This window comes from Paenibacillus sp. B1-35, from assembly GCF_050474385.1.
Classification (GTDB): Bacteria; Bacillota; Bacilli; order Paenibacillales; family Paenibacillaceae; genus Paenibacillus_B; species Paenibacillus_B alvei.
On record NZ_JBCHVJ010000006.1, the window covers coordinates 81,207 to 98,781 of the forward strand.

The following is a 17,575-nucleotide window of genomic DNA, read 5'->3' on the forward strand; positions in this document are numbered from 1 at the left end:
TCCTGTATTGTTGTAATTTCCCAACCACAACAAAGGAATAGACAGATGCAGAACCAGTATATCAGTGAAGTACTAGACTTGCCACGTTCTGCTCCTTCACGTAATCAATCGATTGAATCAATATACCAACCGAACCACAAGTTGGATCATATACACGCATGTCTTCCTCAGGTTTGATTAGCTTCACGATCAGTTCTACTACTTTTCTTGTTGTGTCAACTTGCTCATTCGGTTGTTATTCCTCCAGTAGAATATGATTGTTCGGCTTGTTTACATGTATATCAGTCTTCGACTTGCTTCTTAAATGCTTGTTCAATGAGGGACATAATGTAATCCAGCTCTTCGATAGAGGAAATCCCTACCTCTACATCTCCATTGCCCCAACGTCCAAGATTGGTAACATCCTTGCATATTCCACGCGGATCATTAATTTCATGAAACGCAAGATTCAAACTTAACCGCAACCGGCTTTTCTGCGGAACAATGTCCACAAAGTTCGTGGTGGCTTTATACGCAATGTACAGTTTCTTGAATTCCTCCCGAACTGAGCTATCCAAATTGCAAATTCTTGTTCGCAATTGCTCAAACAGCTTCAGCATGTCCCCTTGAAGGTATTCAGCATGATCGGCTAACGAGTAAATTTGATCTTTTTCAGTTCCTTTTTTAGTATACTTCATCAATACGTCAGCATCTAGATGAGGTAGTTTCCACACATGGCGTGCCTGCTCTGACAATGACATTGCGCGCTTACGAATATCTGCTTCGTTCCAGGTATGGAATTGCGCCAACTCACGATTCAAACGAAGCGGACTATCGGCGAATCCTCCTGCTTGATCACGCTTGATCTTAAACAGCTTATCACTTAATTCTGAATTATAGCGTGTTAAGGTTAGATTACCGATCGTATGTAGATATGTTTTATGTACCTCTTCCCAGTTGGAACCAAGCTCTTGTCTCCACTCGGGCGAAAGGTTCTCATTTTGAGGCATGATATGTTCGATCGTGTAGCTCTCAATATTGACAATCTCTTTCCGATTATCATTCTCCAGCTTGCGGAGCAAATAATTGCGATTTCGGAAATTATAGATATCCTTTACAACGAATTCTCGCGTAAACTCCTCGTCTTTTGGCATTCGTTTATAGGAATTTTTCAGCAACAACGCTGCCTGTATGCTCTCCAAATAATGATCTTTATTGATTTCTTTGCTTAGCGTTGCAAATGTCTTATTTAATGAGCTGGGCGGAACTCCGCAAATGGCTCGCCGGAACACGTAGGATTCAACTAACCGAAGAATCGATATCAATTCTTGTTTATCAATCTTATTTGCGGCATAATCATCATACACTTCAAGCAAAAACGGATAAGAGACCTCTACCCGTAATGCATTGATGTCTATTAGCGCTTCGGTGACTTCTTTATCCGGGTCCTGTTGAAAGCTTAGAATGGCGAAATATTTAGAATATCGATAAATATCTTTTACAATTTCATCAAGACTTCTTCCCTCTTGGCTGTAGACAAAAGATTTGAAGTCTGCATATACGTTGTTTTTGTTAGGAATACGCCCTGTCTTCAGGGTTAAATAGTCTCGTATAAAACGGTCAAACATTTCGGTATCGGCCGTTCCAAAAGCTTGCTCCATGGGATACCAGTAGTTTTGGTAAAGTTCGTTCTGCTCCTTAGCTTCCAATCCCATCAACACATAATTGCGAATCAAGTCAGCCTGTGACAAATCAAGTCCGGTAGAATTCAAGCTTTCAAATATGAGTTGAGGATTATCATGGTCGCGATCAAGCGAAATATCGACAACAATTAATTTCGTAAGCCCACGGAATAAGACGCTCAGGCTCATATTCACTTTTCTTATCTCGTCCAAAAAATACTGATAATTCTCTATAATGCGTTGTGATGGGGAAGCCGGCAGTTCTTTGTCCCCAATGAGCCGAATTAACGTCTCTTTGTCCGTTTGAGTCAATACTAATTTATGATACAAATTGCCCTCTTCTTCATTGTTAACCAAATAGTAATTGATAAGCTTCTTTTTCGTCATCTCGAATTCTTCATTCCGCTCTTCGATTACCTTCGCAAATGCTCTCAGCAATATCGTTAGTGTAGTCAACCGCTGTTGTCCATCGATAACAAGTAGCTGAGGGATGGAGGAGATTTGATATATTCCTTTTTCTACATATACAACTGAGCCAATAAAATGTCCTTTCATGTTCTCGTCGTGTGCAGCTCTCAGAATATCGTTCCACAATTGTTTGCATTGATTGAGGGTCCAACTATATTTACGTTGGTATATCGGGATGATAAATTGCTTCGTTCCTTGCAAAAACTTCAGGAAATTCGTTTCCGAAGCCTTCATGGTTGCTCACCTCATCCTAATGATGGAAATCTACTATTTTCTAGTTCTATAGTACCACGTATTATCTTACACTTGACATGCAAAATCGAACATTAGGATGATAAAACAAAAAAACTGATGCTTCTCTAATGAAAGCACCAGTTTCTTATTAACTCTAATATTGAATTTTTATATCCATCAATCCATCAAATCCAGCATCGGCAGCTCATCCAGCGGAAGTGCTGTCTTTTCCTGTCTAGGCTGACCGTTCGCACGGACTAACGTATAAAATTCATAATTGCAAATGACGGAATAATCGTTCTCCATGACGCCTGGGTAGGCGCGATTCACGGAGTAAATCTGGCTTCGATATGCTTGAAGCGCCTTACCCTTATGCTCGCGATAATCGCTAATATCGATTCTGGCCGTGATTGGACACTTATCCTTCGGGCCCGATTCTTTGCAGTAATCATAATAATGCGGGATTGACGTGTAATATAGCGACGGCTGCTTATTTTGCGGAAAATGGGCCTCCGCCAACTGTGCTGCCATCACCGTTGCTTTGGAAATTGCTATATGATCGAGATGTCCGGTCACTCCATCTGGCGGGAAGGTCACAATCGCATCCGGCTGCAGCTCGATAATCGTCGATGTGATGCGCTGCGCCAATTCATTTATATCGAGAGACTGTAATTCGCCGTCAGGATAACGATACAGTGCAATATCGGCCACGCCTAAAATCGAGCAGGCACTGCGCATCTCTTGTTCTCGAAATCGGGCGAGCTCTTCACGGGAGGAAAAATGGAATTCGCCTGATTTCCCCTTACATCCCGATGTGGCACATGCCAAATATACTTCATGCCCTGTACTGCTAAGCTTGGCAATCGTCCCACCCGCTGCGAAGGTCTCATCGTCGGGATGGGCGAAAACGAATAGCCATCTTTTCTTCATGTTCCTTCAGCCCCTTGCTGTTCTTATCTTCCTTATGACCGAGCAGGCATCTTCTTCTGCAAATAGGAAATTCCCATGGCTGTTACGCCATCAATGGGCTCCCTGCTTGCTTCGTGAAAGGATACCTTCGGCACATATGCTTCTATCTTATGCATGAGTCGATTGCGAACGTGTCCTTCATGTCGAAGGACGCCGCCCTGTAAAACCATTGTAAACCGAGTATTCAACAAGGACAAGTGGTTTATTACCGCTGCTGCACCTTGAAATAGCTCATCTGCTGCCGCTACAAGGATTTGTGATGCCTCCCGATTGCCTGCAATCGCAGCTCGGTTCACAATTTCCGCTAGTTCACTTACCTTGTCAACGGAATATTCCTTGCTGTACGTCCAATTAAACAGCTCCTCCTCGTTGTTCACCCCCAAATGCAAAAGAATCCATTCTCCGAGCCCTGTGCTTGTTTCTCTACCGTCATACGATTTCAAAATGGTTCGTATCGCTTCCTTGCCGATCCAATATCCGCTTCCCTCGTCTCCGACGCGATGACCCCAGCCGCCTGCCCTAGCGGTCTGCCCATCGTCATTGACGCCAAAAATAATCGAGCCTGTCCCGGCAATGACCAATACACCGGGCTCACCGCCTGTCGCGCCAAGAAGAGCTGCATAGCCGTCATTCTCCACAATAACGTGATCCGCTTCAAGGGACAGCTTATTCAATACGCTCTGCACAAGGCCTGTTATGATTTGGCGATCATGCTCAGTGTCCAGACCAGCTAGGGCGAATACGGCACAATCGATCGCAACAGCCTCGTACGACATTCTGTATTCATGCCTGCGGCAGTAATCATGCAGTGCTGCTTCAATACCATGAGACAACGCGCGAATGACTTCGTCCCCGCCAACTCCCTGATAGTTCGAGGATCCTCCCTTGCCCTGTCCAAGAACAGTCCCTTCTCGATCCAGCAGCCTCACCAGACATTTCGTTCCTCCGCCATCTACCGCCAGCAGAGGAATGCGGTATGTCTCCATCAAGAACCACTCCACTTCATGATGACTTGATCCAGATGGCTCATTGCTGCTTGTATGCTTCCTTCCGCTTGACCGAGCCAATTCGCATAACCGCTATGATCCTTCCATCGAATCTCGATCATACGGCTGATCTCCTTCGGACTCGGCCCGCCTGGCAAGGAGCGTATATTTACAAAATGATCTGGATCGAGTGCTTCGCGCAGTGTCTCATCCGTTAGTGCAGTATCCCGTCCGGTATGATGACGAGCACTTTCATTGACCATCGACAATGTAATTTCATTGGCTGCCAAGCCCTGCGCCACGGAATGCTGAACGACATCACTCACGATATGATGAGCCTTGCGGAAGGACAATCCATCAGTCCGAACTAGCGTATCCGCCAGCTCTGTTACCGTTGCGAAGCTGCCCCGTGTCCGTTCGCGCAGCACCTCTTTATTCACATCCATCGTACCGATAACAGCAGCGAATAGCCGGTACATTTTATCCATAATCGCCAGGCTTCTCCACACATAAGGCTGCATATCGTCTTCCGTATCGACGATGTCTCCGAACGGGGTATTGTGAATCATCGTCAGCACCGTATTCGCATTCCCTACGCAGCTTGACAGCAATGCGCGCATATGCTCGAACGACACCGGGTTGCGCTTCTGCGGCATAATGGAGCTGATCTGTACGTAAGGGGCAGCCACCTTCAGCGTACTGAACTCCTGCGTACACCACAGCAGCATATCTTGAACGACACGGCCTAAATTAATCGCTGCCAGTTGAACACTAGTCGCTACTTCACCCAAATAGTCGGCGCCTCCGATCGCATCGTATGAATTATCGATGAGCTCATCGAAGGCGAGCAACTCCATCATCTGCTCTCTGCTGATCGCAAAGCCTGATGTCGTAAGCGCCGCCGCTCCCATACTGCTTCGGTTGCAATTCTTGTATGCCGCAATCATTCGTCGAATGTCGCGATTGAGCGAATCGACAACAGCCATGAAATAGTGAGCAAGCGTCGTTGGCTGCGCCTGCTGTGTATGCGTATAGCCGATCATGAGCGTATCCTGATGCTCCTTAGCAAACAAAAGAAGCTGTTCATTAAGCTGCAGCGCGGAAGATAATGTGACGATCAGCTTCTCGCGCAACACCATTCGATAAATTGCAATTCCCATATCATTGCGGCTGCGAGCCAAATGCAGGTTGCCCGCGATATCGCCTGCATGTTCAAGCAATTGATGCTCTACCTGAAAAAATAAATCCTCGAATTGTCCCGTATAGCTGGCCTGCTGGAGCGCCTTAAGGTCAATCGACTGAATGGCCCGAGCAATGGCTTCCGCTTCCTCATGCGTAATAAGCTGCTGCTTCTCCAGCATGATCAGATGCGCCTTATTGATCGCCATCATGGGATCAAGCAGGTGAGCTTTTGCTTCATTAAAAGCTGGTTCAAGCACAACCTCGGTATATGTTTTCCCCGGGAAAGCAGTCCCTTCTGTTTCCATCCATGTCTCACGGTATCCCATCGCTTAATAAGCCTCCTTGTTCATCTGTAACATAGTTCTCCTATCGAGCCACTCTCGTATGAGCAGGTTCATATTTCGGTTAGCCTCTTCTGCAATAAGCTGGCCTGACTCTAAAGAGCATTGATGTATATTTCTGGTATATCCATCCCAGCCTTGAGGGGTTCCTTTTACCAATACATAAGGCAGTGAAGATAAAGGAGGACATGAATCTAATTCCAAGTCCGACTCCTTCACGGTTACCATCTCCGGATGCAGCGCCTTCACGGCAGACATTTCATACGGCCCGCCATATCCTCTTCCTGCCTGGCCTTTGAACAGTCCGCATCGCTGCGTATATTCGACAATTTCCATCTGCTACTAGTTGATCAGAAGGAAGCTGGCATCGGGATAGGCTCCAGTTGCTGATTCTGCAACCGTTCGTGATGGGCCCATGAACTCCGATATTACATCCATATGCTCCTTCCCCCTCTGCGTCTGCATCGTACAGGGAGAACCCCTGCCTCGGCTTCGCTTCCCGTTGTACCAGCCATTGTAGTACGCGTGTAGCCCCGGCCCATGGGATCTCCCTGCCGATATCCTGATGGATAAAGCTCAATGAGACAATTTACTATCCGATTCCAGTGATTCGTGAAGAACCACGATTACTGGTGCTGACTAATCATGTTCACAAACATGCGAATAGAGCCCGGAACCAGTGCCGGAATCTCGCGATACCACACGAGTGAACTGTACGTATATACACCTTTGCCATAGTTCGCGGTCAGAAATGTACCTGTAAATTCCTTCTCGCCCGGATCGCCATTGGAAATAAGCTCCGTGTATTCCTTGCCCCACTCCGACGGATTATAGGCCGAGCGATCTTGAATCCAGTTGTTCCAATCCTGATCTGAGATTTTGTTCGGAGCGCTGAACATTGGATGTTCCGAAGCAAGCGTTGTAACCTTGGAATTCTCGTCCGTCACCCGCCATTGAATGAGCGGCGAGCCGATCTTGATTGGGTACGGTGCAAGATCCGGCGACCACTTATCCTCCGGCTTATGATATTGCACGACCAGATTTCCGCCATTTTTCACATAATTCAATAAGCGCTGGTTGCTCGGAATCAGCTCTGGACGGAAGGCATAGGCGCGAATGCCAAGCACAATCGCATTGTATGGAGAGAGATCGCCAGACTCAATATCCTTCGCATCCAAATTGACCACATTGACGCCTACTTGACGCAAATATTGATCAATATTATCAAAGCCGCTGGATACATAGCCTACCTTCCACTTCTCCGGTGTTTTCAAATCGAAGGCTTGAATTTGGAGCTCTGCGGGCTGCACGAGATAGGTCTTGCCGATATGCGGATATTGAATGACCTGCGTGCCTTGCGTGCTCTGCACATTGCCGTTCTTTGCAGTTGCTGTAACCGTGAACTTGCCTGGTCTTACATTCGACGCTGCCTTAACAGAGAAAGCAACAGACTTCGTCTCTCCCTTCGCTGCAAAGCTTAGCTCCTCAGCGGCAGGCTCGGATGTCCAGCCTGCTGGAACATTTAGAGAGACAGTCGCCTTAGATGCACCCGGCGTATAATTGCGTACCGTAACTTTCACAGGAATCGGCTCTCCCGGCTTCAGCGTATTCAGAATCGTAGCACTTGGGCTGAGTGTCATTGAGTATGGAGGCAGCACCGCAACTGCATTTTGCGGTGTTGCCTGCAAGGTTGTTGCCGTCTTATACGCTTCATAATCAACCTTCCCTTGGAACACTGAAGCCTCGTATGGTTTGAATAATGGAGCATCTGCCGGAACCTTGACCTCGAATACAGCTGAAGCTGTCTCATTATAGCCAAGCTTCCCTACGCTGGTCGTTCCGACTGGCGTTGCTGTCCAGCCTGCGGGCACGTTCAAACTGAGCTTTAAGCTGTTCAACTGGGTAGAACCGCCATTAAATGCTGTGACGACGACCTTCGTCGTCTGGCCAGCTACAAGTTCGTTGGCATCTGGCTTAACCTTCACCACAACAGATGCCGCTTCCATACTCGCCTTGTTCAACTGCTCTTCCTTCACATGAAGGCGGTGGAGCAAATCCTCCTTCGTCACTGCATCCAAGCTTGATTTCTTGACATCAGCAAGCGCAGTCTGCACGTCTGCCTTCATGCCGTGGACTTCCTTCAAGACGTTGGCGAAACTTGGGTAAGCCGCCACAATCCTGTCTGCATCCTGCTGTAGAGCTTGCAAATCCTTCGCAATTTGATTGTCCTTGCTCTTCATGCTAATTTCCTTCGCCAAATCTGCAAAGGTAAATGCGATGCCGTCGAAGAAATCTTGCTCCTTTTCCTTCGTCTTCACCGTGCTCAAATCGAGCTTATAGTAGCTATCCCCTTGAGTGGCCCCCTCGTCATACACCCTTCCCATTCCTTGGCTCTTGTGCATGAAGCGCGACTCTTCCCCGAGCTGCAGGTAAGAGGCCCCATAGATGTTGTTGTACTCCCCAATTGGCGCTCTTACGGTATAATCTTTGTCGTTAGCAGGCAAATACAGCTTCTTGATCTGCCACGGCTGAAGCCCCTGCTTCAGATGCTCAGGATATACGTCAGGATTTGCTGCATCCTTGAACGCACGCACCGTAAGCACGTTAATCGTCCGATGATGACCATGTGTAGAGTTTTCATTCAAGAATGCAGGAATGATGACATCTGGGCGAAGCTCGCGTATTTTGCGAATTAAGCGCTCGTACGCAACTGATTCCCCCCATTTCTCCAGCGTTTCCTCTACACTCTTCGAGAACCCGAAGTCGAAGATTGGATCATTCAGTTGCTCGCCGAGCATTCCCAATGTCACATTCGTGATCTTGGATGCCTCCTGCAGTTCCCGAGTTCGTATAACCCCAAGACCCTGTCCAAGCTCACTTCCAATCTCGTTCTGTCCCCCTTCCCCTCTGACAGCGATCACACTTGACGTATTGATTCCTCTTCCCAGGGAAAGGTACGCCAAGGTCGCGCTGTGCTCATCATCAGGGTGAGCTCCCGTGTTCATCGCACTTGCGATCGTCGTCAGCGGCTTGATCGACTTCCATAAATCAACAATCCCCCGATCCGCTGATACGGTCTCGGCTTGCGTGGACAGCAGCACACTGCTTCCCAATACAACGCTTAATACGATGGAACAGAACGTTGAGGCCGACTTACCTTTGATCATCAAATCCCTCCTCGAATGGTGGAATAGTTATTCTGCTGGAAATGGCCATTTCCCAGCTGTATATCATAACGTGGAAAGTGAACCCCTAGGCGGTTCCCACGCAATGACCATCGATTATATAGCCGTGTTGTCGCCCGTTATTTTGCGGGATACGAACAGCACAATGATGATCAATGTAATTTGCAGAACACCATAGGCACAAGCCGTGCCAAATTCGAATGAATACATCCGTTGGAAAATTTCGACCGAAAGCGGCGTGCTCTTGGCAGTAAAGAGCAAGATGGAAGAAACGAATTCCCCAATCCCCTGAACGAAAGCGAGCAGCGTTCCCGCCAAGATGCCGCTTAATGCCATTGGGAACACGACTCTCCGGAAGCTGTACCACCACGATGCGCCCAAATTGCGCGCCGCTTCCTCGACAGATGCATCCATTTGCACCAAGATTGCCGAAGTCGAACGGAACACAAGCGGCAAGTGACGCACGAAATACGCCAGCGGCAAAATCCAGAAGCTTCCGATCAGGACTTGATTAAAGCTGAATACAGTAGGCTCGCTAAAGGCCGCAATCAGGTTGACCGCGACGACGGTACCCGGTAGTGCCCATGGCAGCATAATCAAGACATCCAGCAGCGTCTTTCCTTTAAACCTTAAGCGAACCATCGCATATGCAGCTGCGACGCCAAAAATGACGTTTCCGATCGTCGCCACGAAGCTCATCTGGAAGCTGTTCGCTATTGGTCTCCATGTTTTACTGTCCGTGAACAGCTTCATATAATGCTCAAATGTGTATTCTGGCGGTAATATTTGCGTCGTCCATGTGCCATTCGTTGATAAAGAGATCAGCACCAGCACAAAGATCGGAAGCAGCAAAATGATGACACCAATAATCGATAAAATCATCGCCATGTACTTGCCGAATGCACTCTTCACCTCAGTACGGTGAACACTGATGCCCTTGCTCATGTTCTGGTAGTTGCGCAATCCTTGATACCAACGCATGACAAGCAGAAATACGATGGAAACAACGGAAAGAATCGTCGATTGCGCAGCAGCCATATCCAAATTGCCGTTCGTTCGGGACAAATAAATCTGCATCGTCATCGTTCGTTCAATGCCGAAAATGAGCGGCGCTGTATATGATGCCATAGCGATCATGAACACAAGGAGCGATGACGCAACGAGTGCCGGCGTGAGCATCGGCAGGATTACTCGCCGCCAAATATACAATCTCCCAGCGCCAAGACTTGCTGCCGCTTCTTCGAGCGAAGGATCGAGCCCTCGAATTGCAGATGAAGCCGTCATGTAAAAATAGGTGTACATTGTAAACGTATGTACCACCAGCACGCCCCAAATCCCTTTCAAATAGAAAGGAACTTGGTCGAGATGCAGCAGTTCCTTAAGTGCGCGCGGAATGATCCCGCTCTCCCCATATAAGAACGTAAATGACAATACGCCGACAAGCGGCGGCAGCGCCATCGGAACGAGCACAAGCACAGCCAGCACCTTCCTGCCGGGAAACTCATACCGCTCCAGCAAAAATGCCATCGATACACCCACAATCGCGCACGTAATCACACTTAACACCGAAATATAAATGCTGGTCCACAATGCTTCCAAATTAGACGTATGCTCCAGACTGAAAAATCTCGTGTAGTTCGCCAGCGAAAATGCGTCCTCGACTTGAATACTTTGTACAAATGTTTGAAATAGCGGATAGACGACATATGCCAAGAGAACAAGAAAGAGCGGCGCTACGAGTACATATACAAAATACGGCGATTGCGTAATCGGGCCCGATCGGCGGAGTACGCCCACTCTTGGCTTGGATGGACGAGGCGCGTTAGGTGTGTTCGTTATCATCATTCATCCCCTCTCTATCCTAAGAAGTAAATGCTTTCTTTCGGAATGAGCAGGGAGATGGCTTCGCCACGCCCGCGAACCCGATGCCCTTGATTGACGAACATCGCCTTCAGCTGCTGATCCGCCACCTGCGATACATAGTTCACGCTAACACCAGTGAATTCAGATATAACCACATTGCCCGTTACGATGTTGTCGCCGATGTCATCTTGCCGCGCCTCGCGGATCGATTCTGGGCGAATCGACAATGTCACCTTCCTGCCTGCTTCCAACGTGCAGTCTGGAGATACATTCGCTGCGAGCCCTCTCAAGCTCAGCCCGGGTGCTACGCGAACGACCGCCTCATCATTTTCAATCTGCTCTACCGTACCTTCCCACAGATTGGACTCCCCAATAAAGGAGGCAACGAATCGGTTAACAGGCCGATTATATATTTCTTCAGGACTGCCTATCTGCTGCACAACCCCGCCCTGCATCACCATAATGCGATCAGACATTGCCATTGCCTCGGCCTGATCATGAGTGACGTAGATAGTCGTGATCCCCAATTCTAATTGCAGTCTCTTAATTTCGATTCTCGTTTCTTCACGGAGCTTCGCATCCAGATTGGACAGCGGCTCATCAAGAAGCAAAATTTGCGGTTCTATGACCAGCGCTCGCGCCAAGGCAACACGCTGCTGCTGTCCACCGGACAATTGGTCGATGCGGCGATTGCCGTAGCCCTCCAAATGAACCTGCCGCTGCGCGCGTTCCACGCGCTCCACGACTTCTGATTTTGGAACCTTTCGCACCTGAAGGCCAAATGCAATATTTTCAAACACAGTCATGTGCGGAAATAAAGCGTAATTTTGAAATACCATTCCTGTATTGCGCTTATTCGGCGGAACCGTTGTCACATCCTGATTGCCAAATGCGATTCGCCCCTCGCTCGGAAAATAAAATCCTGCAATCATGCGCAGTGTTGTCGTTTTGCCACAGCCGCTCGGTCCGAGGAAAGTAAAAAATTCCCCCGGCTGAATTCGGATATTCACGTCCGTAACTCCCTTAACGTTCCCGAATTGCTTACTTACATGCTCTAGTGCAACCTCTATCAAGCTGGCTCCCTCCTGTCGGTAAACTGATCAAGGTCAGGCGAAGGGCCCATCCTCCGCCTGAACACTTTATTTTGAACCTTTGCCCTTGATGTTCTCGTCCCAATGCTGCATCCATTCTTTTTCCTTCTGCGCCATTACCGCCCAATCCATGTCAAGCGGCTTCAATTCCAAGTCCTTCAGCCAAGCGGGAAGCGTATCCTTGCTGATATCTGTACGCGTTGGAATCTGGAACAACTTCTCAGCCAGCTCTACCCGCAATTTAGAGTCAAAGAGGAATTCATAGAACTTCATAGCTGCCTCTTTATTCTTGGCCCCCTTCACCACACCGACGCCGTCAACCAAAATTGGCGCTCCGCTAGCCGGATAAATAAAATCAAACGGCTGATTCTGCAATTCCTTCTGAATCATAATGTCCTGCAGATTCCACAGTGACAGGGTGCCTTCCTCGCGAGCCAACTTCAAATACAGATTAGTCGGATCTTGAGCGTACTCCTTCGTATTGGCATCCAGCTTTTTCAGCCAGTCAAAGCCTTTCGCCGGGTCATTGGCATCCTGCTTATAAATCATCGACGAATAAATCGTTCTCATCGTGCCGGAGGCAAGCACCCCGCGAATGATGATTTTGTCCTTGTATTTTGGATCGAGCAAATCGTCCCAGTCTTTTGGGGCGTCTTCTTTTTTCAAGGCATGGGAATTGTACATAATGACCTCAGGCAGCAGCATCTCTCCATACCAGCGATCCTGGCTGTCCTTGTACAAAGCAGGAATGCTGTCAGCGAAGCTTGGCTTCACGCTTTCCAGCAGGTCTTCACCTGCTGCGGTCATCAGCGCCGATTGCGTACCGCCCCACCAGAAATCCGCCTGCGGGTTCGCCTTTTCCCCACGTACGCGCTCCAAGATTTGCTGCGCACCCATCGTGAGCACTTCTACTTCCATATCCGGGTATTTCGCTTCGAACTTCGGGATAATTTCATCAACGACGTTTTTGTCTCTCGCTGTGTAGATAACCAGCTTTTCTTTGCCTGATGATGCTTTTTCTCCCGCTTGTTGTCCGCCTTCAGATGCAGTCCCGGAACCGCCGCCGCAAGCCGTAAGTGCCAGCATTGCAAGGACAAGCACAGAGCTCATCAACCAAGTTTTTGCGTTCCCCTTCGAATGTTTCATGACGTTCCCCCTACCATTCATTTTTTTGATTCTGGTTTCGCACTGTATCGAATGAATTCATCTTCAATGGACGAAATGAATCTAAGCAATATGGATAAAAGCTATGCGAATGCACAATACAATAGCCTGAATTTATCCAACTAAACAGCCATGTGTGCTTGTTATTCGTCATGCGGGCAATCCCTTTTCACCCTAAAAAATCACGATTGAATTCGCCTTGCTGTTGCAGGAATACAGGGATGATCTGCTTTTTCTCTATGATGAGTGTCGGTGTGAGTAAATGCGAAGTGTGTGTATGTGTAAAATATGTAAGATGCGTAAGGTGGTAAAGTGACTAAGTAGAATATCGATCAAATGAGTAGTCGTTCTACGTTGATAAAAGGGAGAGTTGCATTTGTGAGTAGTGCATCCATCTAAGTTGGATTTCTGCGCTAGAAGTAGAGTTGACTTGATGTCAATGTGATAGGTGTGATTCTTACAAATTCTGAAGCCAGCTATGTCATAAAGCAATATGTGCGGGAAATATCGCATCATTTATCTTTGAAATTTGGCCGTAGAGGGGAAAGCCTCCAGCGTGCAATGAATAGCCCCGATCAAGCCGGCCTGATCGCCAAGCAATGCCATCTTCATGATCGGAACAGAAGGAACCCATTCATTCAGCCAATGTTGCATTTTGCGAATGCCTTCGTCCCCAATATGCAGCATTTCACCGCTTAAGATAAGCAGCGCCGGATCCATCACACTTGTTACATTCGCAATCCCATATGTCCAATGCCGGCAGACATCATCGAATAACAATTGGGCTGCTTCGTTTCCTTGATTGGACAAATCAACAATCTGCTTGATGATGCTTGTTCCTGTCTCCATAGAAGGGAGAAGCTTAATAGCTTTATCGTAGATCGCCCTTACCGAATAATTGCGCTCGAACACGCCATACTCGCCTTTGACTTGATTGCCAATGGGCCCGATCATCATGTATCCAATCTCGCCGCTTGCCTCATTAGCTCCTCGATATAGCTGTCCGTCAATAATCATGCCAGCGCCGATTCCCGTACCTGCATACATGTAGATGAGATTGGAATGACCTACGCCGATCCCCTTATGAAATTCACCCAGTGTCATCAAGTTTACGTCATTCTCAATGACAACAGGCAGACCCAGCGCTTCCTCGATCTCCTTCTGCACCGGAAGTCCCATCCAGCCTGTACTGGGGGCGTAGCTGACGGTTCCGGCAGTACGTTGGGTAATTCCCGGCAGACCAAGTCCCATTCCAAGCAGACGCTCCTTCGGAAAGCCGCTTGCGGCAAGCAGTGTGTCTAGGCCCCGCCGAATGCTCTGAATTGCCGTCTCGCCATTCATGGAATGCTGTAAGTTCGTCGTGCGCGAAACGAGCATTTCCCCCTTTAAGTTCGCAATCGCCAATTGCAAAGTGCTGCCTTCAAATACCGCGCCGATGACACCATATGCATCGAAGTTATATTCCAGAAGAATCGGCTTTCTGCCGCCCTTCGATTCGCCGTAGCCGACTTCGCTGATCAAGCCTTCCATAATCATTTCATCCACTAGTGCGGATACGCATGGCCGGCTTAATTCCGTTAACTTCGCCAAATCGGCTCGCGATACTCGAGGGTTATCTCGCAATTGATGAAGAATTCCCTCACGGTTAATATGCTTCACCAATTTTGCGTTTCCCGTTTGGCCCCTGCCAATCAAAAAGCCCTCCCCCTCCCATCTAAGTTAGTTAAAATTATTAACAAAGTCTTGTTGGAGATAGTTTATTGTATGCGCTTACAAATTGTCAATCGTAAATTTCCTAAAATTTCGTATTTTTATTTTTTATCTTTTTTTGCTTCATAACAAGCTGCTGCCAGCGTCCAACACTGCCGCTATCTCCCCTACAAAGCCAAGTTATACGTTTCATGCCTAGTAGACAATGATGCTGAATATGAATATTAATAGCGTTACAGCCTAGACATTCATCCTTTGAAAACCATGTTGAGGAGGATACACATGCAGCAAAGGCTCGTCATTCCACGCTTATCCGTCATGATGTTCATGCAGTTTTTTGTGTGGGGAGCATGGTACGCAACCGCGGGCCTCGCGCTCAGCAAATACGGCTTGTCGTCCATTATTGGAACCGCTTACTCCGTTGGTGCGATTGCATCCATTATTGCTCCATTCTTTCTTGGCATGATTGTTGACCGCTTTTTCGCCTCGGAGCAAGTAATGGGGCTCCTTCATTGCGTTGGAGGCCTGCTTCTCTGGGTAGTTGGCAAGCAAGTCGAAGCTGGCAGCGGAACGACGCTGCTGTGGATATTATTTTTGTATATGCTGTGTTATATGCCCACTCTCGCGTTAAGCAACAATGTAGCTTTTCACCATATTGCGGATGCTGCGAAGACGTTCCCTATGATCCGCGTGTTCGGCACAATCGGCTGGATTGTCGCAGGCATTTTAATTGGACAACTGGGCTATTCGGACAGCTCCGTCATCTTCTATATTTCCGCCATCGCTTCCGTGCTTCAGGGCGTATTTAGCTTTACACTGCCTCACACCCCCGCACCTGCTAAAGGGAAGCCTTTGTCTGCCCGCGATCTGCTTTGCCTGGATGCACTCTATATGCTGAAGGATCGCAGCTACTGTATCTTTATCGTCTGTTCCATGTTGATCTGCATCCCGCTGGCCGCCTACTATTCATTCGCTTCCCCATTTTTAGAGGCCGCTGGATTCGCCAATGTGGGCAGTGTCATGACAATTGGCCAAATGTCAGAGATCGCCTTCATGCTGCTCATTCCCTTCTTTTTTCTCCGTTTCGGCATCAAAGTGATGCTTTTGGTAGGCATGCTTGCTTGGACACTCCGATACGCACTGTTTGCCTTCGGCGCGCCTGATCAGCTTGCACCGCTCATGATAATAGGCATTGCCCTTCACGGCATTTGTTATGACTTTTTCTTTGTAACCGGTTTTATTTATGCAGAGCAGCAAGCAGGCGACAAAGTAAAAGGCCAAGCGCAAAGCTTGTTGCTCCTCTTCACCCAGGGCATCGGAATCTACTTCGGTTCGCTCATTGCCGGAAGCCTGTTCAATCAGACCGTGACGACCAACGGAGCGGCGGCGCTCGAGCAATGGAAGGGATTCTGGTTGTATCCAGCTGGAGCTGCGCTCGTCGTAGCGCTGTTGTTCTTGCTGCTATTCAAGTCGAAAGAAGCAGCACCTGCTGCACATCAGCAAGGTGCTACATTAGAAAGGAGAGGAACAAAATGAATCGTACAAAAGTAAAAGTAGCGATTTTCGGAGCGGGCTTCGTGGCAGATATACATATGGAATCCTATGCTCGATTCGTTCCAGAAGCAGAGGTTGTTGCTGTATATGCCCGAAATCGTGAAAAAGGAGAGGCCTTCGCAGCTCGGCATGGAATTCCGCAGGTGTATACAGCTATAGCTGAACTGTTATCGCATTCCGAATGTGATGTGGTCGATATTTGTCTGCCGAATTTCCTTCACCATCGCGCATGCATTTCAGCCGCAAAGGCCGGCAAGCATGTCATTGTGGAGAAGCCGCTCTGCGTCACCCTGGAAGAAGCCGATGATATGATCGATGCCTGCCGAAGCGCTGGGGTAAAGCTTATGTATGCGGAGGAACTGTGCTTCGCGCCGAAATTCGAGCGGGTACGCAAGCTGGTTGAGTTGGGCGCTGTTGGTGATGTTTATATGCTGAAGCAAACAGAAAAGCATTCGGGGCCGCACAGCGACTGGTTCTATGATATCGAGCAATCAGGCGGCGGCGTACTCATGGATCTGGGCTGCCATGCACTGCAGTGGTTCCGCTGGATGCTGGGCGGAGCCAAAGTGAAAAGCGTATATGCAACAATGTCTACGGTACGGCATGGAGCGATAACGAAGGGAGAAGATAATGCGATCACGATAGTGGAGTTCGAGAATGGCGTTACGGCCATAGCGGAGGATAGCTGGGCGAAACCTGGCGGCATGACGGACAACATAGAGGTATATGGTACGAAAGGGGTTAGCTATGCAGACTTGTTTCAAGGCAACTCTGCGCTGACCTACAGTGAGCATGGATATGACTATGCGATGGAGAAGGCTGGCTCCACGCAGGGGTGGTCATTTACGATCTATGAAGAAGCATTTAATCAAGGATATCCACAGGAGCTGAAGCATTTCATTGCATGCGTGCAAAATGATTTGGAGCCTTGCGTGACAGGAGAGGACGGGCGAGCCGTACTCGAAATCATCTATGCGGCTTATGCATCCGCCAGATTAGGCCGCAAGATCGAGCTGCCGTTCCATGCAGAAGTGAAACGCCCTGTAGAGCTATGGCTCGAAACAGAATGATAAGCTAAGACATCTGCTCTTGTAACAAAAAATAATGGACAAATAAAAAGGCTGCTGCTCTCCTGCTCGTAAGGAATGCACCAGCCTCTTTAACGTT

12 protein-coding genes and 1 pseudogene are annotated in these 17,575 nt (G+C 48.2%); 2 read left to right on the plus strand and 11 right to left on the minus strand.

The features are described 5' to 3' along the window. Positions 1-64: 64 nt before the first annotated feature. From ACQ5BJ_RS19590 to ACQ5BJ_RS19640, 11 genes and pseudogenes are all read right to left on the minus strand, one after another. Positions 65-214: pseudogene (locus ACQ5BJ_RS19590) on the minus strand (N-6 DNA methylase); the annotation flags it as partial. Between the two features lie 67 nt (positions 215-281). Beyond that, a complete protein-coding gene (locus tag ACQ5BJ_RS19595) occupies positions 282-2,363 on the minus strand; it encodes a GmrSD restriction endonuclease domain-containing protein (RefSeq protein ID WP_430112040.1) in 2,082 nt (693 codons plus the stop codon). Positions 2,364-2,540: 177 nt separating this feature from the next. Next, positions 2,541-3,293 (minus strand): PIG-L deacetylase family protein, encoded by a 753-nt coding sequence (locus ACQ5BJ_RS19600; RefSeq protein WP_005551421.1) that lies wholly within the window; start codon positions 3,291-3,293, stop codon positions 2,541-2,543. A gap of 32 nt (positions 3,294-3,325) precedes the next feature. After that, positions 3,326-4,318, minus strand: coding sequence for an N-acetylglucosamine kinase (locus tag ACQ5BJ_RS19605; protein WP_367667235.1), 993 nt, complete (start codon positions 4,316-4,318; stop codon positions 3,326-3,328). Further along, positions 4,318-5,826: an argininosuccinate lyase gene (gene argH / locus ACQ5BJ_RS19610; protein ID WP_367667236.1), complete on the minus strand. Its 1,509-nt coding sequence runs from the start codon at positions 5,824-5,826 to the stop codon at positions 4,318-4,320. The genes ACQ5BJ_RS19605 and argH overlap by 1 nt, the downstream gene beginning before the upstream one ends. Positions 5,827-5,829: 3 nt before the next feature. Further along, positions 5,830-6,177, minus strand: coding sequence for a hypothetical protein (locus tag ACQ5BJ_RS19615; RefSeq protein ID WP_430112041.1), 348 nt, complete (start codon positions 6,175-6,177; stop codon positions 5,830-5,832). A 290-nt stretch (positions 6,178-6,467) separates the two neighbouring features. Further along, entirely contained in the window at positions 6,468-9,008 is a 2,541-nt protein-coding gene (locus tag ACQ5BJ_RS19620; protein ID WP_367667237.1) for an NEW3 domain-containing protein, read from the minus strand. Positions 9,009-9,122: 114 nt separating this feature from the next. Beyond that, positions 9,123-10,868: an ABC transporter permease gene (locus ACQ5BJ_RS19625; protein ID WP_051135237.1), complete on the minus strand. Its 1,746-nt coding sequence runs from the start codon at positions 10,866-10,868 to the stop codon at positions 9,123-9,125. Between the two features lie 14 nt (positions 10,869-10,882). After that, complete coding sequence (locus tag ACQ5BJ_RS19630; protein WP_005551429.1) at positions 10,883-11,962, minus strand: ABC transporter ATP-binding protein; 1,080 nt, start codon at positions 11,960-11,962, stop codon at positions 10,883-10,885. A 66-nt stretch (positions 11,963-12,028) separates the two neighbouring features. Beyond that, positions 12,029-13,126 (minus strand): extracellular solute-binding protein, encoded by a 1,098-nt coding sequence (locus tag ACQ5BJ_RS19635; protein WP_430112042.1) that lies wholly within the window; start codon positions 13,124-13,126, stop codon positions 12,029-12,031. A 534-nt stretch (positions 13,127-13,660) separates the two neighbouring features. After that, entirely contained in the window at positions 13,661-14,839 is a 1,179-nt protein-coding gene (locus ACQ5BJ_RS19640) for an ROK family transcriptional regulator (protein WP_268621738.1), read from the minus strand. A gap of 297 nt (positions 14,840-15,136) precedes the next feature. Here ACQ5BJ_RS19640 and ACQ5BJ_RS19645 point away from each other — a divergent pair, with 297 nt between their 5' ends. Together ACQ5BJ_RS19645 and ACQ5BJ_RS19650 are read left to right on the plus strand one after the other, a co-directional pair. Further along, positions 15,137-16,390 (plus strand): MFS transporter, encoded by a 1,254-nt coding sequence (locus ACQ5BJ_RS19645; RefSeq protein WP_268621736.1) that lies wholly within the window; start codon positions 15,137-15,139, stop codon positions 16,388-16,390. Continuing rightward, complete coding sequence (locus ACQ5BJ_RS19650) at positions 16,387-17,478, plus strand: Gfo/Idh/MocA family protein (protein ID WP_268621734.1); 1,092 nt, start codon at positions 16,387-16,389, stop codon at positions 17,476-17,478. The genes ACQ5BJ_RS19645 and ACQ5BJ_RS19650 overlap by 4 nt, the downstream gene beginning before the upstream one ends. The last annotated feature ends 97 nt before the right edge of the window (positions 17,479-17,575 follow it).

What these genes read in the sequence shown, in the direction of transcription:
- ACQ5BJ_RS19605 (WP_367667235.1), bottom strand. Translation starts at nt 4,318, where the DNA reads ATGGAGACATACCGCATTCCTCTGCTGGCGGTAGATGGCGGAGGAACG.
- argH (WP_367667236.1), bottom strand. Translation starts at nt 5,826, where the DNA reads ATGGGATACCGTGAGACATGGATGGAAACAGAAGGGACTGCTTTCCCG.
- ACQ5BJ_RS19635 (WP_430112042.1), bottom strand. Translation starts at nt 13,126, where the DNA reads ATGAAACATTCGAAGGGGAACGCAAAAACTTGGTTGATGAGCTCTGTG.
- ACQ5BJ_RS19650 (WP_268621734.1), top strand. Translation starts at nt 16,387, where the DNA reads ATGAATCGTACAAAAGTAAAAGTAGCGATTTTCGGAGCGGGCTTCGTG.
- ACQ5BJ_RS19600 (WP_005551421.1), bottom strand. Translation starts at nt 3,293, where the DNA reads ATGAAGAAAAGATGGCTATTCGTTTTCGCCCATCCCGACGATGAGACC.
- ACQ5BJ_RS19645 (WP_268621736.1), top strand. Translation starts at nt 15,137, where the DNA reads ATGCAGCAAAGGCTCGTCATTCCACGCTTATCCGTCATGATGTTCATG.
- ACQ5BJ_RS19595 (WP_430112040.1), bottom strand. Translation starts at nt 2,363, where the DNA reads ATGAAGGCTTCGGAAACGAATTTCCTGAAGTTTTTGCAAGGAACGAAG.
- ACQ5BJ_RS19625 (WP_051135237.1), bottom strand. Translation starts at nt 10,868, where the DNA reads ATGATAACGAACACACCTAACGCGCCTCGTCCATCCAAGCCAAGAGTG.
- ACQ5BJ_RS19620 (WP_367667237.1), bottom strand. Translation starts at nt 9,008, where the DNA reads ATGATCAAAGGTAAGTCGGCCTCAACGTTCTGTTCCATCGTATTAAGC.
- ACQ5BJ_RS19615 (WP_430112041.1), bottom strand. Translation starts at nt 6,177, where the DNA reads ATGGAAATTGTCGAATATACGCAGCGATGCGGACTGTTCAAAGGCCAG.